Consider the following 24,790-nt stretch of genomic DNA (forward strand, 5'->3'; position numbering starts at 1 on the left):
GGGCCCGGCTGTCAGGGACAGGAGCACCAGCATCCATTGACAGGAGCACCCTACTGGGAGCGCTCCCACGGAGGGTAGGTCCGGTAAGGGCGGCTGTCAATCCCTGACAACATGGGGAATTTGGGAGATTACGCGCTCATTGTCCGTGATCTGCAGCAATATCCTCACATTCCCCGTCTTGGGGCTAATAACGGACAGAAACTTCCATGACACTTGACGAACGAAAGGCGCGATCCCTAGCCTCCACTGCCGTGGGAGCGTTCCCACGAATGCGTCCGAAAATGAGGGGTTACCGGCGCGAGCGGCTGTGGATCCCGTGCCGCGCCAGGCACCAGGCAGGAAGCTCACCGGCGGTGATTCCACCGCCGGATCGTCGGTCGCCCGCGTCTTCGTATCGGATCGCCGGCGTGCCGGGGCGCAGAGCGCACAGAGGAATGCCATGTTAATAATGCAGATTTCAACCGAGGTGCCGGCGCCGTGACCCGGACCGGCCTCTCACCGGCCAAGCAGGCGCTGCTGGCGCAGCGGCTCAAGGCCGGGAAAGCCGCGAGGGTCACCGTGCCAGCGCGGCCGGTCGGCACCCACCCGCCGCTTTCGCACGCCCAGGAGCGCCTGTGGTTCCTGGAGCAGTACGCCCCGGGCACCACCGCCTACACCGTCGCCTTCGCCGTCCGGCTGAACGGCGGCGAGATCGACGAGGCGGCCCTGGACCGCGCTCTCGCCGAGGTGGCCCGGCGCCACGAGAGCCTCCGCACCCGGTTCGTCACCACCGACGACGGAACGCCGGAGATCGTGCTGGACGACGAGCCCGTGGTCGAGCTGCGGCTGTCCGACGACCCCGCCACAATGCGGGAGGACGTGCAGGAGGAGCTGGGCCGGCCGTTCGACCTGGCGAACGGCCCGCTGCTGCGGGTGCTCCTGGTCCGGCTCGGCCCCCGCGAGCACGTGCTGCTCCTGACCATGCACCACGCCGTCACCGACGGCTGGTCCTGCGACATCGTGATGGAGGAGCTGCTCGCCCTGCACGAGGCGTACCGGACCGGGACCGACGCCGGTCTCGCCGCCCCGCCCGTGCAGTACGGCGACTACGCGCTGTGGGAGCGCGGACGGACCCACGAGGACGACATCCGTTACTGGCGGGAGCGGCTGGCCGGGCTGCCGCCGCTGGAGCTGCCGACCGACCTGCCGCGCCCGCCGGAGCAGGGCTCGGCCGGCGCCGCCCACGACGTCACGCTGGACCGCGAGCTGGTGGACGCGCTCACGGAGCTGGGCGGGGCGAACGGCGCGACGTTGTACATGACGCTGCTCGCCGCCTTCCAGGTGCTCCTCGCGCGTTACTCAGGCCAGGACGACTTCGCGGTGGGATCGCCGGTGTCGGGACGCGACCTGCCGGAGCTGGAGCGGGTGGTCGGGCTCTTCATCAACTCGCTGCCGATGAGGGCCGACCTGTCCGGCGACCCGACCTTCACCGAGCTGCTCGGCCGGGTGCGCGAGACGGCGCTGGACGCCTACGCGCACCAGGAACTGCCCTTCGACCGGCTGGTCGGCGAGCTCGGCGTCGAGCGCGACGTGAGCAGGTCGCCGGTCTTCCAGGTGATGTTCGCGCTGCAGAACTACCGGTCGGCCCCGCTGCGCACCCAGGGCCTGACCATGTCGGCGTACCCGTTCGAGGTGACCGCCAGCCGGTTCGACCTCGCGTTGTACCTGATGGACCAGGGCGACGGCCTGCGCGGCAACTTCACCTACCGCACCGAGCTGTTCCGGCCGGACACGATCGCGCGCCTGGCGGAGTGCTTCGAGAACCTGCTCAGGTCGATCGTCGCCGATCCCGGCGCCCGGGTGTCGGACCTGGAGCTGCTCCCGGAGGCGGAGCGGAACCGCGTGCTCGAGTTCGCCGGAGCGACGGCGGACGGCCCCGCCGCGGACGCGTTCGGCGGGGCGTCGGCGCTGCATGAGGTGATCGCCGCGCAGGCGGCCCGTACCCCGTCCGCGACCGCCGTCGCCTGCGGCGGCGACGCCCTCACCTACGCCGAGCTGGACGCCGCGGCCGGCCGGCTCGCCCGGCGGCTGCGCGGGCTCGGCGTGGGGCGCGACGACCGTGTGGCGATCTGCCTGGAGCAGTCCACCGGGCTCGCGGTCGCGGTGCTCGGCGTGCTCAAGGCGGGCGCCGCCTACCTGCCGCTCGACCCGGAGCACCCGCGCGGCCGGCTCGAGTACGTCCTGGCCGACGCCGGGGCGGCGATCGTCGTGACCAGCCCGGACCTGCGCGACCGGCTGCCTGATGACATCACCGCCGTGCACCTCGGTGACCACGCCGGCGACCACACGGACGACCACGCGCCGGAGCTCCCCGCCGACGGAGAGCCCACGGCGCCGGGCGACCTCGCGTACGTGATCTACACCTCCGGCACCACCGGGCGGCCCAAGGGCGTCGCGGTGCAGCACCACGAGGTGATGGTCTACCTCGCCGGGGTACGTGAGCGGCTGGGTGTGGAGCCCGGCTCGTCCTTCGCCCTACTCCAGTCGCTGGCCTTCGACTTCGGCGTCACGGTCTTCTACCTGTGCCTGATGACCGGCGGCACCCTGCACCTGGTGCCCTCGCGCACCGCCGGTCCCGAGCTGGCGGAGATCTTCCGGCGGACCGGGATCGACTACCTCAAGATCACGCCTTCGCACCTCGCCGCTCTGCTCGCGGACGCCGGGCCGGACGACCTGCTGCCCAGGAAGCTGCTGCTGCTGGGTGGGGAGGCGGCTCCGCGCGGCTGGGCGGCCGAGCTCGCGGCGATGGGCCGCTGCCGGGTCGTCAACCACTATGGGCCGACCGAGGCCACCGTCGGCGTGACCACCTACGACGTCGCCCGGCTGCCCGCTCCCGACGGCCCGGCCGAGGCGAGCGTGAGCCTGCCGATCGGCTCGCCGCTGCCCGCGGCGCGGGCGTACGTGCTGGACGAGCGGTTGCGGCCGGTGCCCGCCGGAGTGCCGGGGGAGATCTACCTCGGCGGCGACCGGCTGGCCCGCGGCTACCTGAACCGTCCCGGCCTGACCGCCGACCGGTTCGTCCCCGACCCGTACGGCCCGCCCGGGTCGCGCATGTATCGCACCGGGGACCTCGGCCGGTGGTCCGGCTCGGGAAACCTGGAGTTCCTGGGCCGCCGCGACCTGCAGGTGAAGATCCGCGGCTACCGCGTCGAGCTCGGCGAGGTCGAGTCGGTGCTGGCCGACCATCCGGACGTCGCCCAGGCCGTGGTCGAGCCGCGCGGCGAGCAGCTCGTCGCCTACCTCGTCCCCGCCGCCGAAAACGCCGCCGAGAACGCCGCGGCCGGCGCGCGACCGGATACCGCGGCGGTGCGCGCGTGGCTGGCCGACCGGCTGCCCGCGTACATGATCCCCTCGCGGTACGCCTGGCTGGACGAGCTGCCGCTCAAGTCGCACGGCAAGGTGGACCGCTCGCGGCTGCCCGAGCCGGAGGCCGACGTGGCGGCGGCCGAGTACGTCGCCCCGGAGCCGGGCGCCGAGGAGGACGTGGCACGCGTCTGGGCGGAGGTGCTGGACGTCGAGCGCGTGGGGGCGCTCGACGACTTCTTCGCCCTGGGCGGCCACTCGCTGCTGGCGATGCGGGTCATCGCCCGGCTGCGCAAGGCGCATCCGGACCGGCCGGTGACGGTGCTCGACGTGTTCAAGCACCGCACCGTCCGGGAGCTGGCCCGGCTGCTCACGGCCGAGGGGGACGTGCCGCGCTCCCTGCTGCACCGGCTCACTCCCGCCGGGCCCGCCGCCACAACCCTGGTGTGCGTGCCGTACGGCGGGGGGAGCGCGGCGGTCTACCAGCCGCTGGCGGACGCGCTGCCGGCCGACTGGGCGCTCTACTCGGTCGCCGTGCCCGGCAACGAGCTGGGCGAGGAGGCACGGCCGTTCGACGAGGTGGTCCGCGAGTGCGTGGCCGAGATCGCCGAGATCATGGACGGCTCGCCGGGCCGGCTGGTGGTCTACGGGCACTGCGGGCCTGGCGGGGTGCTCGCCACCGCCGTCGCCCGGGAGCTGGAGGCGGCCGGGCAGGAGCTGACCGCGCTCTACCTCGGCGGCGTCTTCCCGTTCGCCCGGCCGGGCCGCGGCATGAACTGGCTCGGCGCCTTCTTCGAGAAGCTGACCAGCGACCAGGCCAGGATCAACGCCCTGACCGCCGCCGGGCTGGACGTGGAGGAGCTGGGCCGGGAGCAGGTCAAGCTGATCGTCAGCAACCAGCGGCTCGGCGCCCGGCACGCGGAGCGCTACTACACCCGCCTGTTCGAGGAGGAGGACGGCGGGCGGCTGCGCGCCCCGGTCGTCTCCGTCGTGGGCGAGCGCGACCCGGCGACCGAGTTCTATCAGGAACGTTACAAAGAGTGGCACGCCCTGTCAGACACGGCCGCGTGCGTCGTGCTCGACGAGGCCGGGCACTTCTTCACCCGCTACCGCGCGGCCGAGCTGGCCGAGATCGTCACCGGCACCCACGACGCGCTCGCCTCCGGGCGCACCGAGGGGATGGAACGGGACGAGGGCCGCACCTGGTGGCTGCAGGGCGTCTCGCGCCGGTCCGCCCAGACCGAGACCAAGACCGGGGCCGGGACCGGAACCGAGGGGGGCGCCGGGCAGGACGGCCCGGCGGAAACGGCGGGCCCCTCGCCACTGGCCGGGCCGCCCCCGAGCATGCGGCGGTTCCTCCTCGTCGCGGCGGGTCAGCTCGTCTCGATCACCGGCTCGGCGCTGACCGAGTTCGCCATCCCGCTGTGGATCTACCTCACGACGGGTTCGCTCGCCAGGTTCGCGCTGTTCTCCGTGCTCGGCCTGCTGCCCGGCATGCTCGTCGCCCCGCTGGCCGGCGCCATCGTCGACCGGTTCGACCGGCGCAAGGTCATGATCGCCGGGGACGCGGCCGCCGGCGGCACCCAGCTCGCGCTCGGACTGCTGCTGTGGACCGGCAACCTGCAGGTCTGGCACATCTACCCGCTGCTGGTCTGCCTGTCCGTCGCGCTCACCTTCCAACGGCTCGCGTACGGCTCGGCGATCCCGCAGCTCGTGCCGAAACGGTTCCTCGGGCACGCCAACGGCGTCGTCCAGATGGCCACCGGCACCGCGCAGCTCATCGTGCCGCTGATCGCGGTCGGGCTGATGGCGGCCATCGGGCTGGAGGGCATCCTCGTCATCGACGTGGCCAGCTACGTCGTCGCCACGCTCACCGTGGCGCTGATCCGCTTCCCCGCGACGATGGCGTGGAAGCGGCGGGAGAGCGTCCTCGCCGAGATGATGGGCGGCATCCGCCACTCCTGGGGCCACCGGGGCTTCCGCGCGATGCTGTTCTACTTCGCGGTGCTGAACGTCTTCCTGTCCCCGCTGTTCCTGATGATCTCGCCGCTGGTGCTGTCGTTCGCGTCGCTGGCCGAGGTCGGCCGGGTGTCGTTCGCGGGCGGGCTCGGGGCCTTCCTCGGCGGCCTGGCCATGGCCGCCTGGGGCGGCCCGCGCCGCAGGCGGTTGTTCGGCGTGCTGCTGTCCACGCTCGCCCTGTCGGTGTTCTGCCTGCTGACCGGGTTGCGCGCGGACCTGTTCCTGATCGCCGTCGGCGCGTTCGGCATGTCGCTGTGCCTCACCCTGCTGAACGGCGTCTACGCCACGATCATCCAGGTCAAGGTGCCGCAGCGGTTCCACGGCCGGGTCATCGCGCTCAACACGCTGATCGCCTGGTCCACCCTGCCCATCGGCTTCGGCCTGGTCGCGCCGTACGGCGCGCAGGTCTTCGAGCCGCTGCTGGCCCCGGACGGGCCGCTCGCCGGCACGGCGGGCACGATGCTCGGCACCGGTCCCGGCCGCGGGATCGGCTTCATGTACGTCTGCTTCGCCGTGGCGATCGCCGTCATCGCGCTGGTCGCGCTGCGGATCAGGGTGCTGCGCCGGTTCGACGCCGACGTGCCCGACGCCCTGCCGGACGACGTCGTCGGCTACCAGGCCCTGACGGAACGCATCGCGGCCGCCAGGACGGCGGAGGGAACGGCCCGCGAACCCGAGAAGGAGCTCGCATGACGGGGACGACGAGGACGCGGGGGCCCGCGCTCACCGTGCCGGAGCTGCTGCGGCTGCGCGCCGGACAGGAACCGGACGGCGTCGCGATGATCGTGGAGGGGCACGGGACGCTGACCTTCGCGGAGTGGGACCGCAGGGCGGCGGCGCTCGCCGCCGGGCTGGCGGACCGGGGCGTCGCGCCGGGCGACCGGGTGGCGCTGCACTTCGGCAGCCGCGACTGGATCGACTTCGCCGTGGCGTTCATGGGAGTGCTCAGGGCGGGCGCGGCGGCCGTGCCGATGTCGGACCGGCTGGCCCCGGCCGAGCTGCGCTACATGATCGAGCACTGCTCGGCGTCGGCGGTGCTGCTCGGCCGGGACCTCCCGGCGCCCGCGGAGGCGGGGGGAGTCTGGACCGCGGTCCCGGCGGAGCTGGAAGCCGGCTCCGGGCCCGAGACGGCGCAGGAGGGGCCGCGGGTGCGGCCCGGCGACCTCGCGCAGATCCTCTACACCTCCGGCACGACCGGGCGGCCCAAGGGGGTCGGCGCGAGCCACGCCAACCTGGCCTACGGGTGCGTCACGCAGCCCAAGCACCGCAGGTTCGCCCACTCCCGGCACCTGCTGCACGCCTTCCCGATCGGCACCAACGCCGGCCAGACCATGCTGATCAACGCGCTGGACGCCCGTCCGACCGTGCTGACCCCGGCGAGGTTCACGCCCGGCCGGTTCGCCCGGCTGATCGAGACCTACCGCCCCGGCACCGTGTTCGTGGTGCCCTCCATGGCGATCGAGCTGCTCGACGCCGGGCTGCACGAGCGGCACGACATGTCCGGCGTGGTGCTGCTGGGATCGGCGGCGGCGGCGCTTCCCCCCGCCCTGTCGGAACGTCTGGCGGCGGCCTTCCCGAACGCGACCGTGACGAACTACTACACGTCCACCGAGGCCGCCCCCGCTCAGACGATCATGATTTACGACCGGACGCGGCCGGCCGCGCTGGGGCGGCCCGCGTTCGGCGGCTCGCTGCGCATCGCCGACGAGGAGGGCAATCCGCTCCCGCCGGGGGAGACCGGCGAGGTGTGGATGCGGTCGCCCACCGCCACCCGGTCCTACTACGGCGACGCCGAGGCCAGCGCCCGGTCGTTCCGCGACGGCTGGGTGCGCATGGGCGACCTCGGATACGTGGACGCCGACGGCTACCTCTACCTCGTCGACCGGGAGAGCGACGTGGTCAAGACCGGCGCGTTCAAGGTGTCCACGCTCCAGGTGGAGGCCGCGCTGTACGAGCACCCGCGGGTCGCCGAGGCGGCCGTGTTCGGGCTCCCGCACCCGGTGCTGGGCTCCGTGCTGGGCGCCGCGGTCGTGCCCAGGTCGCCTGGGTCGCCCGGGTCGCCGGACGAGCCCGGCTTGTCGGCGAGTGAGGTGCGTGCCTTCCTGATGGACCGGCTGGCCTGGCACGAGCTGCCCGAACGGGTCCTCGTGGTCGACAGCCTGCCCAGGAACCAGTCAGGCAAGGTCATCAAGAAGGAGCTGCCCGCGCTGCTGGGCGACTCCGTGATCAGCACGACGGAAGGCAAGTGAGATGTCACCGACGCTCATCGGCGAGGGGGAGCAGGCGTCCCTCGCACAGCACGGCATGTGGATAACGGAGCAGATGGGCTGCGGGGGCCGGGTGTACCACATGCCGCTGGCCGTCCGGTTCGACGGCCCCCTCGACGTGGACCGGCTGCTGGCCGCCTGCCACGACGTGGTCCGCGCGCATCCCCAGCTGGCCGCCGCCCTGGCGGAGCGGGACGGCGTGCTGCGCCTGGTGCCGGCCGCCGTGCCGCCGCCGATCGGGTTCGAGGACGCCACCGGGTTCGAGGACGCAGGGCGTGAGCCCGGCGAGCTGGTCGACCGCGAGGCGTCCCTCGCCCTGGACCTGCGGACCGGGCCGGCGGCCCGGTTCACGGTGTTCCGGCTCGCGCCGGAGCGGCACCTGCTCGTCTTCGTCGCCCACCACGCCGTCTTCGACGGCATGTCGAAGGACATCCTGGTGCGCGGCCTCGCCGGCGCCTACGCCGGGCTGCCGCTGCCCGCCCTTTCCCTGACGTACGGCGAGGCCGTCGAGCGGGAGAACGCCCGGGTGGCGGAGCTGCTCGGCGACGCCGCCGAGTTCTGGCGCGACCGCTGGCGGGACCGGCGGGACCTGCGGCTCCCCGGGCTGTCCGGGGTCTCGACCCGCGCCGCGGCCGGCGAGGCCGTCGACTTCGCGCTTCCCGCCGATCTCGCCGTCGCGGCGGACAAGATGGGCGTCACCCGGTTCGAGCTGGTGCTCGCCGCCGTGCACACCCTGCTCGCGGCGTACGGCAACGAGGACGCGGCGGTGGCCGTCGACCTGTCGACCAGGACGGAGGAGACGCGGGGCCACATCGGGCTGTTCGTGAACGAGCTGCCGGTGCGGGTCCCGGCCCCGGGCGGGACGTTCGCGGAGTTCGCCCGGTGCGTACGCGACGAGCTGCGGGCCGCCTACCGGTTCCGGCAGGTGCCCCTGGCCCGCGCGGTCGGCGGTGTGAGCCCGCGCACCGCGCTGACGCCGGTGTCGGTCAGCTACCGCAGGCGCGAGGAGGCCGTGCCGGGCTTCCCCGGTGTGGAGGCGTCGGTGGACTGGATGTCGTTCAACGGCGCGGTGCGCGGCACGCTGCACCTCCAGGTGGTGGACGCGCCGGAGGGCATCGCGGCCCGGCTGCAGTTCAACCCGCTCGTCCTGAGCCGCTCCGGCTGCGAGACCGTCGCCGAGCACCTGCTCGCCCTGCTGCGCGCGGTGGCCGCCGCCCCGGACGCCGACGTGGCCGGCCTGCCGCTGCCGTCCCCGGTCGAGCCTGCCGCGCTGGAGGAACCTGCCCCCGCCACACGGGGAGGCGAGGCGGACGCCGTGCCGTACCTCGCGGAGGTGGGCGAGATCTGGCGCGAGGTGCTCGGCATGCCGGAGATCGGCCCGGACGAGGACCTGTTCGACCTCGGCGGGCACTCGCTGTCGATCACCCAGATCATCGCGAAGGTGCGCGAGCGGATGGGCGTGGAGCTGTCCTTCGACGTGTTCTTCGACGAGCCGACGATCACCGGGATCGCGGCGGAGGTCGCCCGCCTGCGGGAGGAGGCATGCTGAGGGAGCGCGTGGCCGAGCTGGTGTCGAAGGCGAGCGGCGGCGAGCTGGCCGCCGCCGACGTCTTGGCGGCGGACTGCAGCCTGCCCGCGCTCGGCCTCACCTCGCTCGCCTACCTCCGGCTGATCGACCTGCTGGAGACCGAGTTCGACTGCGACGTCGACCTGGACGGCGGCTACCTCGACACGCTCGACGGACTGGTCGAGCACATCGCCGGGCAGCGGAAGTGACCGTGAGCCCGCCGGCGGCGCAGGCCACGACGGACCGGCCCGGTCTCACGGCGCTACCGCCGCGCACCGTGGAGTTCCGCGGCGCCCGGGGCGGGCAGGCCGCGCTGACCTGGGGCCAGCAGGGGATCTGGCGCTCCACGCAGTGGCTGGACGACGGCGACCCCTACTTCAACCTGCCCTGGACCCTGCCGGTGACCGGCGCGGCCGGCGTGGACGCCGTGCTGCGTGCCGTGGGCCGCCTCGTCGAGCGGCACGAGACGCTGCGCACGGCGTTCGTCCGGGACGGGGAGGGTACCGGGGGAGACACCGTCCAGCGGGTGAGCCGGGAGGGCCGGCTCACCGTCGGCGTGTACGAGGCGGCGGCCAAGCCGATGAGCGCGGCCAAGGCGCTGGCCGCCGAGCTGGCCGCGACCGGGTTCGACTACGCGGCCGAGCTGCCGATCCGGTGCGCGGTGGTGTGCCAGGGGGGCCGGCCGCGCGCGCTGGCGCTCGCGCTGTCCCATCTCGCGCTCGACGGCTGGTCGCTGAACATGGTGGCCGCGGAGTGGCCGCGGCTGGTCGCCGGGGAGGACCTGCCCGCCCCGGACTGGCAGCCGCTCGACCAGGCGGCCTTCGAGCGGTCCGACCCGCCGCCCGGCGGACAGGCGTTGCGGCACTGGAGAACCGGTCTGGCGTCCGCCCCGCGTTCGATGTTCGACCTCCCGGCGCGGGAGCCGGAGGAGCCGCGCTTCGTCCGCCACGGAATGGACTCCCCGGCGGCGGCGGTCGCCGCCGAGGCGCTCGCCGCCCGGCACGGCGTCACGACCTCCGCCGTGCTCACGGTCGCGAGCGCCGCGCTGCTCGGAGCCGTGACCGGGCACCGTACGGCGGCGCTCCAGCTCATCGTGTCGAACCGGCACCACCCCCGTTCCGGGGGGATGGCCGGGCCGGCCGCCCAGGACGGGCTGTGCGTCATCGACCTGGGGGACGGCACGTTCGCCGACGCGCTGGGGCCCGGGCATCGCAGGACCATGGCGACGTACCGGAACGGGCACTACGACCCCGCGCTCGTGCTGGACGCGTGGCACGCGGAGGCGTGGGACCGCGGCGCCGACATCGACCTGGACGCGTTCTTCAACGACGTCAGGCAGGCGGGCCGCTGGCAGGGCCTGCCGCCGGTCGACCCCGGGGACGCCGCGGCCCTGGCCGCGCTGCGCGGCCGGACCAGGACGTTTTTCGTCGGCGCCTACTCCAAGGTCAAGGCGAAGATCTTCTTCGCCACCGGCCCGGCCGTGTCCACCTGCGAGTTCTACGTGCTGGTGGACACGGCCTTCCTGCCCGGAGACGTCGCCCGGCGGATGCTCACCGGCCTGGAGGAGCTGCTGGTCCGGGCGGTCTCGGAGGAGGTGCCGCTGGACCGGGTCGCGAAGGTCGCGGGCCTGGACCCCGTACGGCGCCCCGCCGGGTGGACGGCGATCGGCCAGGACTGGGTGAACCTGCCGGAGACCGAGGCGCTGCTGCGCCGGGTGAGCGGGACAGGCCCGGCCGCGGTCGCGGTGGAGGACGGCGACGACGGCGGGCCCCGGCTGACCGGGTATCTCGTCGCGCGTCCCGGGCTGGACACGCCCGGGGCCGTCCACACCGCCGTGATGCGCGCCGCGGCCGGCCGGACCGACGTGCTCGCCCCGCACCACTACGTCCTGTGCCCGGAGCCGCCGGCCGGCCCGGCCGGCTGGCCCGCCTGTCCCCGCCTGGTCGAGGGCGGCGGCCGGGAGCCGTCCCCCTCAACGAGCCGTTTGGAAAGATGACATGACCGATTCCCCGATGCTCGTGGTCGTCAACGACGAGGAGCAGTACTCCGTCTGGTGGAGCGACCGGGAGCCGCCCGCCGGGTGGCGGCCCACCGGCTTCTCCGGCACGCGGCAGGAATGCCTGGACCACATCGAGACGGTGTGGACCGACATGCGACCGCTGAGCGTACGCGACCCGGGAACGCTGAGCGTACGCGACCCGGGAACGCTGAGCGTACGCGACCCGGGAACGCTGAGCGCACGCGACCCGGAAACGCTGAGCGTACGGGACAGATGACCAGCGCCGAGCGCCGCGCCGCGCTGATCGAGAAGCTGGCCGGGCTGCCCCCCGAGCGCCGGGCCGCGCTGCTGCGGTCCGTCGGGGGCGGGCCCCGCGACCCCGGCGGGCAGGAGTGGCCGCTGTCGCCGGGGCAGGAGCGCCTGTGGTTCCTCAGCCGCTTCGACCCGGGCGACACCAGTTACAACACGCCCTGGTGCCTGCGGGTGCGCGGGCCGCTCGACGTGGACGCGCTGTCCGCGGCGTTCACCCGGATCGCGGAGCGGCACGAGGTGCTGCGGACCCGGTTCCGGCTGCGCGGGGACGCCCCCGTGCAGGTCGTGCTGCCGCCAGGGCCGGTGCCCGTGGAGAGGATCGCGCTCGCGGAGGGGGCGGATCTCGACCGGGCGTTGCAGGAGTTCGTCGACCGCCCGTTCGACCTGGAGAACGGGCCTCCCCTGCGGGCCGGCCTGGCCGGGACGGGGCAGGACGACGCGGTCCTCTGCATGGTCCTGCACCACATCGCGGTGGACGGCTGGTCGCTCGACGTGCTCATGCGTGAGCTCGCGGAGTGCTACGCGGCCACGCGCGAGGGGCGTGCGCCCGAGCTGCCGGAGCTGCCCACGCAGTACCCCCGCTTCGCCGTCCGGGAGAGACAGCGGGACCACACGGAGGGCCTGGAGCACTGGACGCGCCGCCTGGCCGGCGCCCCCGCGCTGGACCTTCCGGCCGACCACCCCCGGCCGTCCCGGTGGTCCGGGCGCGGCGGGCGCGAGGATCTGCTGCTGCCGCCGGAGGAGATCACGCCGCTGGAGCGGGTGGCCAGGAAGCGGCGCTGCACGTCCTTCATGGCCCTGGTCGCCGCCTACCAGGCGACCCTCGCCCTGGCGTCGGGCCAGAGCGACTTCTGCGTCGGTGTGCCGGTGGCCGGCCGGAACAGCAGCGAGCTGGCGCCGCTGATCGGCTACTTCGGCAACACTCTGGTGCTGCGCGCCGACCTGTCCGGCGACCCGTCGTTCCACGAGGTGCTCGACCGTGTGCGGGAGGCGACCCTGGCCGGGATGCGGCACGCGGAGGTGCCGTTCGAGCACATCCTGGCCGCGCTGCGCGTCCCCCGCGACATCGGCAGGCCGCCGCTGTGCCAGGCCATGTTCAACCTGCACAACCTGCCCAACGAGGATCTGCTGCGGACCCGGATGGCCGACCTCGACCTGGAGATCCACACGGTCCCGCCCAGCCACACCAAGTCGGAGGTCTCGATGGACCTGTGGCGGGGACCGGAGGGGCTGGGCGGCGTCCTCGACTACAGCAGCGATCTGTTCGCGCCCGCGACCGCGCGCCGCCTCGTCCGCGGTTTCGCCGAGGTCGTACGGCGGGCCGGGGCGGACCCGGACATCCCGCTGTCCGCGCTGAGCGGCCTGTTGTCGAGCGCGTTGTCGAAGTGAAAGGTGCGTGAAAGTGAGTGACGCGGTGAGCGGGGTGGCCAGCCCTGAAACGGCGCTCGCGCTGATCCGCCGGTGGCGTGACGCGAGCCCCGACGCGGTCGCGGTGAGCGGCGCCGGCGGCGTGCTGACATACCGGGAGCTGCACGACAGGGTCGACCGGCTGGCGGCGCTGCTGCGCGCCCGCGGGGTCGGCCCGGAGGTCCCGGTGGGCCTGTGCCTGGAGCGGTGCCCCGGCATGGTCGTCGCACTGCTCGCCGTGTGGCGGGCCGGCGGAGCCTACGTGCCGCTCGACCCGGGATTCCCGGAAGACCGGCTCCGGTACATGCGGGAGGACGCGGGCATCCGGCTGGTGCTGGCCGGGCAGGGCGTCGAGTCCCGGCTGCTGGACGGCGTGCCCGACGTCGTCGAGCTGGCATGGGACGGCGTTCCTGTCGGGGGCGGGGCGTCCGGCGACGGCGGCGCGCCGGCCGAAGGACCGGTGGGCGACCTGGCCTACCTCATGTACACCTCCGGTTCCACCGGCAGGCCCAAGGGAGTCGCCGTGCCGCACGGCGCGGTGGTCAACCTGCTGGAGTCCTTCGCCTCCCTGCTCGGGCTCACCCCGCGCGACGCCTGGCTCGCCGTCACCACGCTGTCGTTCGACATCTCGGTGCTGGAGCTCCTCCTGCCGCTGGCGTGCGGCGCCCGGGTGGTGGTCGCGTCCGGGCACGAGACGGCGGACGGCCGGGCCCTGCGGTCGCGCGCCGTGACCGAGGCCGTCACGATCATGCAGGCGACCCCGGCGAGCTGGCGCATCCTGCTCGAATCCGGCGGGGTCCCCGAGAACGTCGCGACCCGGTTGTGCGGGGGCGAGGCGCTGCCCCGCGACCTCGCCGACGCCCTCCTCGACGGCGGGGCCCGGCTCTGGAACGTGTACGGCCCGACCGAGACGACGGTCTGGTCGACGGCCGGGCGGGTGGCCCCGTCTCCTGGCCCTGTGGACCTGGGCGAGCCCATCGGCAACACGACGGTGCGCATCCTCGGCCCCGACGGGCGTCCCGTGCCGCCCGGCGAGGCCGGTGAGCTGCACATCGGCGGCGCCGGCCTGGCGAGGGGATACCGCGGCATGCCGGGCCAGACGGCCGCCAGGTTCCTGCCCGACCCGTTCTCCGTGGTGCCGGGGGCCCGCCTGTACGCCACGGGCGACCTGGCCAGGATCGAGAACGGCAGGCTCCGCTACCTGGGCCGGGCCGACCAGCAGGTGAAGGTGCGCGGGTTCCGGATCGAGCTCGGCGAGATCGAGAGCGTGCTGCGGGCCGCGCCCGAGGTGGCCGACGCCGCCGTCGGCGTCTGCGACGGTCCGGACGGGCTGCCGCGCCTGGTCGCCTACGTCGTACGGACGGCCGGGGAGCCCGAGGGGGCCGACCTGTGGCCGTCCCTGCGTGACCGGCTGCGCCGCAGCGTGCCGGAGTACATGGTGCCCACGCGCCTCGTGGTGCTGGACGCCCTGCCGCTCACCCCCAACGGCAAGCTCGACCGCAGGGCCCTGCCCGTGCCCGAGTGGACCCGGGCGCGGAGCCGGCCGTACCGGCCTCCGTCCACCCCGGTGGAGGAGGACCTCGCGGCGATGTGGGAGGAGGTGCTGGGCATCGCGGAGCCGGTCGGCGTCGACGACGACTTCTTCGAGCTGGGCGGGCACTCGCTGACCGCCACCCAGATCATCGCCAGGATCCAGGCCCGCTTCGCGATCAACGTGCCGATTGTGGTGTTGTTCGAGAACCCCACGGTGGCCGACCTGGCGGCGGCGATGGACCGGCTCGACGACGACGACCTGGACCTCGCCGAGATCGCCGCGCTCCGCGACGAGCTCGACGGCCTCAGCGCCGAGGACCTGGCGGCCGTGCTCGACGAGATGGCGTCGGACGCATGAGGGCGCCCCTGTCGCCGGGCCAGGAACGGCTCTGGCTCCTGCAGAAGCTGAATCCCCAGGACGCCTCGTACAGCATGTACCTCGTCCGCCGGCTGCGCGGCCCCCTCGACTCCGGCGCCCTCGAAGGGGCGTTCGCCGACGTGGTGGCCAGGCACGAGAGCCTGCGCACGCGGTTCGACGAGGAGGACGGCGTCCCCTGGGCGGTCGCCGAGCCGCCGGGGGCGGCGGGGTCCCTCCCGCCGGTCGAACGGATCCACGCCGACGACGAGGAACACGCCCGGCGGCTCGTCGCCGAGCGCGTCAACGCGCCGTTCGACCTCGCCGGGGGCGTGCCGCTGCGCGTCGCGGTCATCGCGATCGGCGCGCTGGACCACGTCCTGTGCGTCACGATGCACCACATCATCGGCGACGGCTGGTCGCTGGGGATCCTCCTCGACGACCTGGCCGAGTGCTACACCGCGCGCCTGCACGGCCGCGCGCCGGCCCTGGCGCCGCTGCCGGTCCACCCGTCCGACTACGCCCGCTGGCAGCGCCGCCGCGCCGAGCGCGCGGTGCCCTACTGGCAGGAGCGGCTGGCCGATCCGCCACCGCCCGACCTGCCCTGTGCCATAGGGACCGGGGCCACCGGGGACGGGGCCACCGGGGGTGGCGGCGACGGTTCCGCGGGGTTCCAGGTCGTCCGGGTCCGCCCGAAGGTCGCAGGCGAGCTGGACCGGCTCGCCCGCGAGCACAGGACCACGCTGTTCGCCGTGCTCATGGCGGCCTACCAGGTGCTCCTGCACCGCCACACCGGCCACACCGACGTCCTCGTCGGGACGGCCGTCGCCGGACGCGACCGGGTCGAGCTGGAGCCGATGATCGGTTACCTGTCGCAGACCGTCGTGCTGCGCGGCGACCTGGACGGGGAGCCGGCGTTCGCCGAACTGCTGCGGCGCACCAGGCAGGAGGCGCTGACGGCGATGAGCCGGCCCTCGGTGCCGTTCGAGCGGATCGATCACCCCGCCGAGGCGCTGATGCCGACCATGTTCATCCTGCACACCCAGGACGCGGGACCCACCCGGCCGTTTGGGGACCTGTCCGTCGGCTTCTTCCCCGACGGCTTCCGGCAGGTCAAGCTCGGCCTGTACACCGAGGCATGGCGGGACGGCGGCGAGATCGTCGTGTCGTTCGGCCATGACGGGTCCAGCGGATCTGCGCACGAGGCGGAGGCCGTCCGCCGGCTCGCCGACCGCTTCCTGCTCCTGCTGGAGTCGGCCGCGGCAGAGCCGCACCGCCGGATCTCCGAGCTGCGCGTCTGGACCGGCGACGACGAGGCGGACATCCGCTCCATGGCCGGCGACGGCGCCGACACCTCCGGGTCGGCGGTCCCCGAGATGGTCCCCGAGATGGTCGCGGAGACCGTCCGGCGCACGCCCGGCGCCGTCGCGGTGGCCTGCGGGGAGACCGAGGTCACCTACGGCGAGCTGGACCGGCGGGCGGCACGGCTCGCCGCGGCGCTGCGCGCCAGGGGCGTGCGCCCCGGCGACGTGGTCGGCGTCTGCCTGCCCCGTTCGGTCGAGGCGATCATCGCGCTGCTCGCCGTCTGGCGGGCCGGCGCGGCCTACATGCCGTTCGAACCGGAGGAGCCGGAGGAGCGGCTCGCCTTCTCGCTGGCGGACGCCGGGGCGATGCACGTGATCACGAGCAGGACGCCGCCCGCCGGGCTCACCGCCGTCGACCCGCTGGCCGGCGAGGACGAGGCCGCCCCTGATGACTCCGGCGACCCGGGCGAACCGGCGGAGACACGGCCGGGCGACGTCGCGTACGTCATCTCCACCTCCGGCTCCACCGGCCGGCCGAAGGGCGTCGCCGTCGAACACCGCGCCATCGCGGCCCGGATCCGGTGGATGCGCGGCGAGTACGGCCTGGCGCCCGGCGACCGCGTCGTCCAGTTCGCGTCGCTGAGCTTCGACACCCACCTCGAAGAGGTCTTCCCCACGCTCGCCGCAGGAGCGACCCTGGTGCTGCTGCCCGGCGGGGCGGCGACGCTGCCCGACCTGCTGGCCGCACCGGGCGGGGAGCGGATCACGGTGCTCGACCTGCCCACCGCCTACTGGCACCACCTGGTCGAGGAGATCGACCAGATCGCCTGGCCACCCGCGCTGCGTCTGGTCGTCATCGGGGGCGAGCAGGCGTCCGGCGGCGCGGTGGCGCGCTGGCGCGGCCGGTTCGGCGACGGCGTCCGCCTGGTGAACACCTACGGCCCGACCGAGGCGGCGGTCATCGCGACCGCGACCGATCTCGGCGCGACGCCGTACGGCAGGCCGCCGATCGGCCGGCCCGTCGGCGCGACGACGGTCCACCTGCTCGACGCCGCCGGGGCGCCGGTCCCGAAGGGCGTGATCGGCGAGCTGGTCATCGGCGGCGCCGGCGTGGCACGCGGCTACCTGCGCCGCCCGGCGCTGACGGCCGCCGCCTTCGTCCCGGACCCTCTCGGGCCGCCGGGAGCGCGGAGGTACCGCACCGGGGACCGGGCGCGCTGGAACCAGGACGGCGCGCTCGAGTTCCTCGGCCGGCTCGACGGGCAGCTCAAGGTGCGCGGCTTCCGGATCGAGCCGGGCGAGGTCGAGGCGCGGCTGCTCGACCATCCGGCTGTCGGCCAGGCGTTCGTGACGGTCCACGCCGAGGAACTGGTGGCGTACGTGACCGGAACCGCGACGGGGGAGGAGCTCGCCGCGCACCTCGCCCGGACCCTGCCCCGCCATCTCGTCCCGACCGCCTGGGTCGGCCTCGACGCGCTGCCGCTCACCAGCCGCGGCAAGGTGGACCGCGCGGCGCTGCCCGCGCCGGTCCGGGCGCCGTCGGCCGGGCACGTCCCGCCGAGCACGGACGCGGAGCTGCTGGTGGCCGAGATCTGGGCGGAACTGCTCGGCGTCGGTTCCGTCGGCGCGAACGACGACTTCTTCACCCTCGGCGGGCACTCGCTGCTCGCGACGCGGATCGCGGCCAGGCTGCGCCGGGCGACCGGGGTGGAGGTTCCGGTCCGGACGATCTTCGAACGGCGCACCGTGGCCGAGCTCGCCGTCGCGCTGGAGGACCTGCTGGTGGCGGAGCTGGAGGACATGTCGGAGGAGGAGGCCGAGCGCCTGCTCTCGTCCGCCGACCGCTGACCGCGAGGCGGACGCCCTGTACCGCCCGGGCGTCCGCCTCGTGTTGGCCGGGCGTCCGCCTCGTGTTGGCCGGGCGTCCGCCTCGTGTTGTCCGGGGGTCCGCCTCGTGCCGTCCGGGGTGCCGTCGACCAACGCGGCACCAGCCGCCGGACAGGTCCTGAGCCGGGGTGTCGGCTTCCGCTTACAACTCGGCGCGGCGTTGGCGGTTCGACGGCAGGGCGGCCTGGGGTCAGGAGGCCGGCGTGACCAGGTAATCGCCGTGCTCCAGGTCTTCGAGCAGCGTCGGGCAGGTGGGCGACCAGCCGAGCAGCTCCTGGGTGTACGCGCTGGAGACAGGCCCGTCGAAGCCGTAGGCGGTGGCCATGAACGGGCTTACGAAGTGCGTGGCGGCCTCGTCGGGGGTCAGCGAGACCGTGGGCAGATCCAGGCCCCGGGCGATCGTCTCCGCGATGCTCTTCAGGGTGACGCCGCTTTCGGCCACTCCGTGCAGCACGCTGCCCGCGGGCGCCTTCTCCACCGCCAGGCGGAACAGGACCGCCGCGTCGAGCCGGTGCACCGCGGGCCACCGGTTGGTGCCGTCTCCGACGTAGGCCGAGACGCCGGTCTTTCGCGCGGTGGCGATGAGCATGGGGATGAAACCGTGGTCTTCGGGACCGTGGACGGTGGGAGCGAGGCGGACCACGCTCGCGCGCACTCCCCGGGCGGCGAAGCCCAGACACGCTCGCTCACCCGCGATGCGGAAGGCGGCGATCCCGGCCGCGTCGGGCTCGTCCTTCTCGGTGGTCTCGCGGCCGGCGGGCATGACCAGGGTGCCCGAGGTGACGACGAGCGGCTTGCCCGAGTGTTCCAGCGGTCGGCCGAGCGTCTCGATAGCGGTCCGGTCGCGCCTCATCATGTCGTCGAGGTCGGAGAAGTCGCCGCCGTAGGCCATATGCAGGACGGCGTCGGCGGCTTCGGCGCCGCTGCGCAGACTGTCAAGGTCGTCCAGAGAGCCGTGGTGTGGTGTGGCCCCCAGTGACTCCAGCCGGGCGGCGGCGGTGTCCGAGCGCGCAAGGCCGGTGACGGTGTGGCCGGCCGCGATGAGCTCGGCGACGACCGCGGGGCCGGTCTGGCCGGAACCACCGGTGACGAAGACATGCATGGAACACTCTCCCGCTTTACGCCAGTGACTGGCACTACGTAGTGCCAGTCGCCGACTGTAGGTAGCGCCAGTTACTGGCGTCAAGTAGCGCCAGTCACTGACATATGCGATATCCTCGGGGCGTGCCACGGAGCGGAGCAGAAGCGCGCCGCCGCCTGCAGCAGGCGGCCCTGGAGCTGTACCGGGAACGCGGGTTCGACCACACCACGACGGCCGAGATCGCCGCCCGGGCCGGCGTCAACGAACGCACGTTCTTCCGGCACTTCCCGGACAAGCGCGAGGTGCTCTTCGACGGCGAATCCGACCTGCGCGCCGCGCTGACGCGGGCGATAGCCGAAGCGCCCGATGGTCTCCAACCGCTCGAAACGCTGCTCCGCGCCTTCCGGAAGGTCGAACGGATCCTTGAGGACAACCGCCCGTTCGCCGAACCACGACTACACGTCATCGCGGCGACACCGGCACTGCGTGAACGCGACCTGGCCAAGGCCGCGTCGCTCACCGAAGCCGTGGCGGAGGCGCTGCGGCAGCGCGGTGTCGCCGACCGGCTGGCCGGCCTGGCTGCTCAGACCGGGTGGGCCGCCTTTCACCACGCGGTCCACGCCTGGATCGACGACCCCTCGCAGAGCCTGGACGCACATCTCCTCCAAGCCTTCGACGATCTGCGCGCCCTCTCCGTGGCTGCCTCAGGAGCACAGGCCCGGCCTGGAGACTGACACCGCTCCCACGCGCGGCTGTTCGCCATGCGGGCGCAGGGACACCGGCCCGAGCAGGGGTGAGGACCGGCAGGCCGCTCGACCAGGTGGTCAAGCGGGTGGCGGCCTGAGAACGCCGCGATATCGCCCCACGAATACCAGGCCGTTCCGGCGATGACGTACGCGGGAAATACAGGCCGGCGTGTATCGGCCTGATATGCCCGTCATCGCGCCGGCCGTTAATTTCGAGCTGCAGGAAATCCCGTCAAGGAGGTTTTTATGACGAGAGCCATCCAGCGGCTGGCTGACCGGATGCTCGCCCGGGTCGTCCCTCAGACCGCGGCGGCGGCCGCCACGTGCGCCTACGAGGGCAGCGGCACCTGCCTGATCCGGTACTGCTGCTGGGGTGGAGGCGTCCCCAACGGCAAGACGTGCGGCCCCTGGACGTACAGCTGCTGACAGCCTCATAGTTGGCGGGACGTCCCCGGTCTCCGGGGGCGTCCCGCCTTCGCTTTTCCGGCCCGAGTTTTCCGGGTGGCGTCGCCCGCACTCAGCCTTCCATGGCAGATCTCGCCATTTCGAGTGCGTACAGCCGAATGAGGCTGTTCATTCGATAGAGGCCCTCGGCGGCCGGTTCGATCAGACGGAGGTCGGCGAGCCGGCCGAGCGCCGCCGACGCCGCATGCGGGTCGCAGCCCAGCAGCCAGGCGGCCCTGACCGGGTCGAGGTCGGTGATCCTCTCCATGCCCAGCCGGTGGAACAGCGCCACGGCTTTCTCGTCCGAGGCGACCTGCTTCCGAAGCAGGGACTCGTAGTCGGGGCGGAGGGCGCCGCGAACCGACAGGTCGCCGTAGGTGAGAAGGTCGAGGCGGTGCCGCTCGTCGGCGAGCATGGCGGCGAAGGCCCCCGGCGACCACTCCTGCCGGACGGCCAGCCTCTTCCCGGCGATGCACAGCGCCAACGGAAGGTGATCGCACAACTCGGCCACCCGGCCCGCATGCTCCGCCGGGACCTGGGAGCCCTTCCGTCCGCGGAGCCGGATCAGCAGCTCGGCCGCCGCCGAGTGCTCCAGGGGACCGAGCGGCACGTGCTCGACATGGTCGAGCGCGGCGAGCATCCTGCGGCTCGTGACCAGGATGCGGCACCCACAGGAGGCGTCGAGCAGCGGCCTCACCTGCCGCTCCTCCGTGACGTTGTCGAGCAGGACCAGCAGCCGCCGTCCCGTCGTCGCGGCGACGAACCGCTGGACGGCCTCGCTCTCGTCGGCCGGCACGTCCTCGTACGCCGGAACGCCGAGGGCGGCCAGCAGCCGGGTCAGGGTCGCGGACGCGCCGAGCCCGGCGCAGGACCGCAGGTCGACGTACAGGGCCCCGTCGGGGAACGCGTCGGCGGCCAGGTGGGCGGCGTGGATCGCGAGCGCCGACTTGCCCGTGCCCGCCGGGCCGTGCACGGCGATCGTCGTTCTCCGGGGAGCCGGCGTGGTGATCTCCGCGACGAGATCTTTGAGTTCCCTGTCCCGCCCCACGAAGCGGGCCGGCGGAACGGGCAGCGCCGACAGGGCGGGCGCCGACAGGGACGGCGCCGACAAGGACGGCGTCGATAAGAGCTGTGCCGGCGGGAGCCGGGCGGCGCGGGCCGCCCCGGGGGCATCGGGCTCGGCCGGGGACGGTTCGGCGAGGCGCACGGGCTCGCCGAGCGCGGGATCGCGCCGCAGGATCGCCTGATGGAGGGACGCCAGCTCGGGGCCGGGCTCGACGCCCAGCTCCTCGCGGAGGACCGCCCGCGCCTGGGCGTACGCGGCCAGGGCGGCCGCCGCGTCACCGGTCCGGTACAGGGCGAGCATCAGGTGCCCCCACAGCCGTTCCCTGGTGGCGTGCCCGCCGAGGGTCTCGCGGAGCTCGGCGATGACCTCGGCGTGCTCGCCCAGGGCGATCCGCGCCTCGGCCAGCGCCTCCAGAGCCAGCGCCCGCTGCTCTCCGAGGGCGTCCAGCCGCGGCCCCAGCGCCGCAGACCTCGGGACGTCCTCAGCCGGGGCGCCCCGCCAGAGGGACAGCGCCGCCGACAGGTGCCTGAGCGCCGTTCCCGGGTCGCCGCCGAAGAGCGCCTCCCGGCCCCGCCGTACGGCCTCGGCGAAATCGGTGAGGTCGAACTCGCCGGGACCGACGCTCAGCAGGTAGCCGGGCGGCCGGGCGACCAGCCGTTCCGGCGCGCCGAGGACGTCGCGCAGGCGGTTCGCGTACGTCCGCAGGTTGGCGACGGCCGAGCGCGGCGGGTCCTCGTCCCACACCGCGTCCACCAGCCGTTCCAGTGACACCGTACGGTTGGCCTCCAGCAGCAGGACGGTCAGGAGCACGCGCTGCTTGGGAGAGCCGAGCGGGATCTTCCGGTCATCCCGTCGCACCTGGACCGGGCCCAGAATGCTGAACCGCAGACTCATCAGACCTCCGTGTACCGGAAGGAAATCGAGGTCGGCACAGGTTCTGCCGTGGAGCAGGTGGAGTAATGGCGCGACCGCCGCGCACCTTCGGGTGCGCGGCGGTCTCGTCGCCGCCGCGGCCGTGTCAGGCGGAGGCGCGGATCACCAGGTGGGTGTCGAGGATGACGACCGGCTGCTCCAGCGGCTCGCCGTTGATCCGGGCGATCAGCAGCTGGACCATCTGCCGGCCCATCGCCTCGGTCGGCTGGTGCACGCTCGTCAGCTGCGGATCGGTGTGCAGCGCGACCTTGGAGTCCTCGAAACCGATCAGCGCGACGTCGTCCGGCACGACCAGGCCCTGCTCCTTCAGCACGCGCAGGGCGCCGACCGCCATCGGGTCGGAGGCCGTGAACACGGCGTCCAGGTCGGGGTGACGGGTGAGCAGGTCGCGCATGCCCGCCTCCCCGCTCTCCTCGGAGAAGTCGCCGTAGGCGACGCGCTCGGTCATGCCGGTGGCCAGGAGCGCGTCGCGGTAGCCGGCGAGACGGTCGACGCCCACGCCCATGTCCTGCGGACCGGCGATGGTGGCGATCTTGGTCCGGCCCTTGGAGAGCAGGTACTTGACCGCCTGCCGGGCGCCGGCCCGGTTGTCCATGTCGACGAAGCTGTACGGGTTGAGCCCGACCGGGCGGCCGCCCAGCACGGTCGGCACGCCCATCTCCTCCAGCCGTCCCGGCAGCGGGTCGGCGCCGTGCACCGAGGTGAGCAGAACGCCGTCGACGTGCTGCCCGGTCAGGTAGTGCTCCAGCCGGTCGTGCTCGGCACGGTTCTGCGCCATCGTGAGGATGAGCTGGAGGCCGGTCTCCGACAGCGCGGAGCCGATGCCGCGGATCAGCCCGGCGAAGTACGGCTCGTCGAAGACGCGCTGCTCCGACTCCGACACCACCAGGGCGATGGTGTCGGTCCGATTGGTCACGAGGGTGCGCGCCGCCCGGTTGGGCACGTAGCCGAGCTCCTGGATCGCCAGTAACACCGCGTCGCGGGCCCGGTCGCTCACCTTGGGCGAGCCGTTGATGACCCGCGACACGGTGCCGCGGCCTACCCCGGCGCGTGCGGCGACCGCTTCCAGAGTCGGCCGGCCTCCGGAACGGCGGTCCCCGTTCATCTATACTGCCCCCTTAACGTGTCTGCGCTTATTGTGCCCGACCCAGCAGGCCGCCGTGTCTGATGGTGTCGGCATACCACAAAGCGCTCGATTTCATGGTCCTCGCCTGGGTCTCGTAGTCGACGTAGACGAGACCGAAGCGCTTGCCGTATCCCCAGGCCCACTCGAAGTTGTCCATCAGGGACCAGGCGAAGTAGCCCTGGAGCGGGATGCCCGACTCGATGGCCGCGTGGCAGATCCGCAGGTGGGCGTCGATGTAGGCCACCCGGTCGGGGTCGTGCACGGTGCCGTCCTCGCCGATCACGTCGTCGTAGGCCGCGCCGTTCTCCGAGATGTAGAGCGGGATCCGCGGGTACTCGTCGGCGATCCGCCGCAGCATCTCCCGCAGGCCGCTGTCGTCGACCTCCCAGCCCATGGAGGTGACCGGGCGTCCGCCGTTGACGAAGCCCACGTGCTCGCTGCCGATCCACGGCGACCCGGAGTCCGTCGGCGCGGCGGCCGCGGACGCGGCGCCGCCGGGCGCGCCGGAAACGGTGAAGCGGCTGTAGTAGTTGATCAGCAGCATGTCGATCGGGGCGGCGATCGTGGCCAGGTCGCCGTCCTGGATGAACTCCATGTCGGACAGGTGGCTCAGGTCGGCCAGCACGTCCTCGGGATAGGAGCCCTTGAGCAGCGCGTCCAGGAAGAAGCGGTTCTGCAGCCCGTCGATGCGGCGAGCGGCGTCCTGGTCGGCCTCGCTGCCCGTGGCCGGCGTGACCGGGTACACGTTGACGCACCCGCCGATCAGCGAGTCGGCGTTCTGCGCCCGCATCGCCTGGACGGCCAGGCCGTGCGCGAGGTTGAGGTGGTGCGCGGCGCGCAGCGCGGCGGCCGGCTCGCGCCGCCCGGGGGCGTGCTCGCCCGAGGCGTAGCCGAGGAACGCGGCGCACCAGGGCTCGTTGACCGTGCTCCAGTTCCTGACCCGGTCGCCGAGCTCGGCGTGCACGGTGGCGGCGAAGTCGGCGAAGCGCTTCGACGTGTCGCGTGACGGCCACCCGCCGGCGTCTTCGAGCGCCTGGGGGAGGTCCCAGTGGTAGAGCGTGAGCCACGGGTCGATGCCGTAGCTGAGCAGCTCGTCGACGAGCCTCTTGTAGAAGTCGAGGCCCTTGCCGCTGTACGCGCCGGAGCCGTCGGGCTGGATCCGCGGCCAGGAGACGGAGAACCGGTAGGCGGTCAGCCCGAGGTCCGCCATGAGCTTGACGTCCTCGCGGTACCGGTTGTAGTGGTCGATCGCGACCTCGGCGTTGTCGCCGCCCACGATCCGCCCGTCCTGAGCGCAGAAGGTGTCCCAGATGGAGCGGCCCCGCCCGTCCGCGGTGAGCGCGCCCTCGATCTGGTAGGCGGAGGTGGCCGCGCCCCAGACGAACCCGGTGGGGAACATCAG

The 24,790-nt window shown here is 73.4% G+C and carries 14 protein-coding genes and 1 pseudogene; 11 read left to right on the plus strand and 4 right to left on the minus strand.

Annotation, left to right across the window (positions count from 1 at the left end; translation table 11 throughout):
* The first annotated feature begins 477 nt into the window (after positions 1 to 477).
* From ABZ857_RS30980 to ABZ857_RS31020, 9 genes and pseudogenes are all read left to right on the plus strand, one after another.
* Positions 478 to 6,054: an amino acid adenylation domain-containing protein gene (locus tag ABZ857_RS30980; RefSeq protein ID WP_357049787.1), complete on the plus strand. Its 5,577-nt coding sequence runs from the start codon at positions 478 to 480 to the stop codon at positions 6,052 to 6,054.
* Positions 6,051 to 7,610 carry a class I adenylate-forming enzyme family protein gene (locus tag ABZ857_RS30985; RefSeq protein WP_357049790.1) on the plus strand — a complete coding sequence of 520 codons (1,560 nt, stop codon included), beginning with the start codon at positions 6,051 to 6,053 and terminating at the stop codon, positions 7,608 to 7,610. The genes ABZ857_RS30980 and ABZ857_RS30985 overlap by 4 nt, the downstream gene beginning before the upstream one ends.
* 1 nt (position 7,611) lies before the next feature.
* On the plus strand, positions 7,612 to 9,177 hold the full coding sequence (locus tag ABZ857_RS30990; RefSeq protein ID WP_357049793.1) for a condensation domain-containing protein: 1,566 nt from the start codon (positions 7,612 to 7,614) through the stop codon (positions 9,175 to 9,177).
* Positions 9,171 to 9,404 carry a phosphopantetheine-binding protein gene (locus ABZ857_RS30995; protein WP_357049796.1) on the plus strand — a complete coding sequence of 78 codons (234 nt, stop codon included), beginning with the start codon at positions 9,171 to 9,173 and terminating at the stop codon, positions 9,402 to 9,404. Before ABZ857_RS30990 ends, ABZ857_RS30995 begins: the two co-directional genes overlap by 7 nt.
* 2 nt (positions 9,405 to 9,406) lie before the next feature.
* Entirely contained in the window at positions 9,407 to 11,191 is a 1,785-nt protein-coding gene (locus tag ABZ857_RS31000; protein WP_357049799.1) for a condensation domain-containing protein, read from the plus strand.
* A gap of 1 nt (position 11,192) precedes the next feature.
* Positions 11,193 to 11,369 (plus strand): annotated as a pseudogene (locus ABZ857_RS31005) (MbtH family NRPS accessory protein); the annotation flags it as partial.
* A gap of 98 nt (positions 11,370 to 11,467) precedes the next feature.
* Complete coding sequence (locus ABZ857_RS31010; protein ID WP_357049802.1) at positions 11,468 to 12,895, plus strand: condensation domain-containing protein; 1,428 nt, start codon at positions 11,468 to 11,470, stop codon at positions 12,893 to 12,895.
* A gap of 13 nt (positions 12,896 to 12,908) precedes the next feature.
* Complete coding sequence (locus ABZ857_RS31015; RefSeq protein WP_357049806.1) at positions 12,909 to 14,804, plus strand: non-ribosomal peptide synthetase; 1,896 nt, start codon at positions 12,909 to 12,911, stop codon at positions 14,802 to 14,804.
* On the plus strand, positions 14,801 to 17,953 hold the full coding sequence (locus ABZ857_RS31020; protein ID WP_357049809.1) for an amino acid adenylation domain-containing protein: 3,153 nt from the start codon (positions 14,801 to 14,803) through the stop codon (positions 17,951 to 17,953). Before ABZ857_RS31015 ends, ABZ857_RS31020 begins: the two co-directional genes overlap by 4 nt.
* Positions 17,954 to 18,182: 229 nt before the next feature.
* Here the strand turns inward: ABZ857_RS31020 and ABZ857_RS31025 are convergent, their stop codons facing one another.
* Positions 18,183 to 19,094 carry an SDR family oxidoreductase gene (locus ABZ857_RS31025; RefSeq protein ID WP_357049812.1) on the minus strand — a complete coding sequence of 304 codons (912 nt, stop codon included), beginning with the start codon at positions 19,092 to 19,094 and terminating at the stop codon, positions 18,183 to 18,185.
* Between the two features lie 122 nt (positions 19,095 to 19,216).
* Here ABZ857_RS31025 and ABZ857_RS31030 point away from each other — a divergent pair, with 122 nt between their 5' ends.
* Positions 19,217 to 19,807 (plus strand): TetR family transcriptional regulator, encoded by a 591-nt coding sequence (locus ABZ857_RS31030; RefSeq protein WP_357049815.1) that lies wholly within the window; start codon positions 19,217 to 19,219, stop codon positions 19,805 to 19,807.
* A gap of 258 nt (positions 19,808 to 20,065) precedes the next feature.
* Entirely contained in the window at positions 20,066 to 20,245 is a 180-nt protein-coding gene (locus ABZ857_RS31035; RefSeq protein ID WP_357049818.1) for a hypothetical protein, read from the plus strand.
* Positions 20,246 to 20,336: 91 nt separating this feature from the next.
* On the opposite strand, the gene ABZ857_RS31040 is transcribed toward ABZ857_RS31035, so the two are convergent.
* The 3 genes from ABZ857_RS31040 to ABZ857_RS31050 form a co-directional block, all read right to left on the minus strand.
* Positions 20,337 to 22,223: a BTAD domain-containing putative transcriptional regulator gene (locus ABZ857_RS31040; RefSeq protein WP_357049821.1), complete on the minus strand. Its 1,887-nt coding sequence runs from the start codon at positions 22,221 to 22,223 to the stop codon at positions 20,337 to 20,339.
* A 124-nt stretch (positions 22,224 to 22,347) separates the two neighbouring features.
* The gene (locus ABZ857_RS31045; RefSeq protein ID WP_357049824.1) at positions 22,348 to 23,367 is read right to left on the minus strand and encodes a LacI family DNA-binding transcriptional regulator; all 1,020 of its coding nucleotides are present in this window, start codon (positions 23,365 to 23,367) and stop codon (positions 22,348 to 22,350) included.
* A gap of 28 nt (positions 23,368 to 23,395) precedes the next feature.
* Complete coding sequence (locus ABZ857_RS31050) at positions 23,396 to 24,787, minus strand: GH1 family beta-glucosidase (RefSeq protein WP_357049884.1); 1,392 nt, start codon at positions 24,785 to 24,787, stop codon at positions 23,396 to 23,398.
* Positions 24,788 to 24,790: the final 3 nt, after the last annotated feature.

The organism is Microbispora sp. NPDC046933, assembly GCF_040644635.1.
GTDB lineage: Bacteria > Actinomycetota > Actinomycetes > Streptosporangiales > Streptosporangiaceae > Microbispora.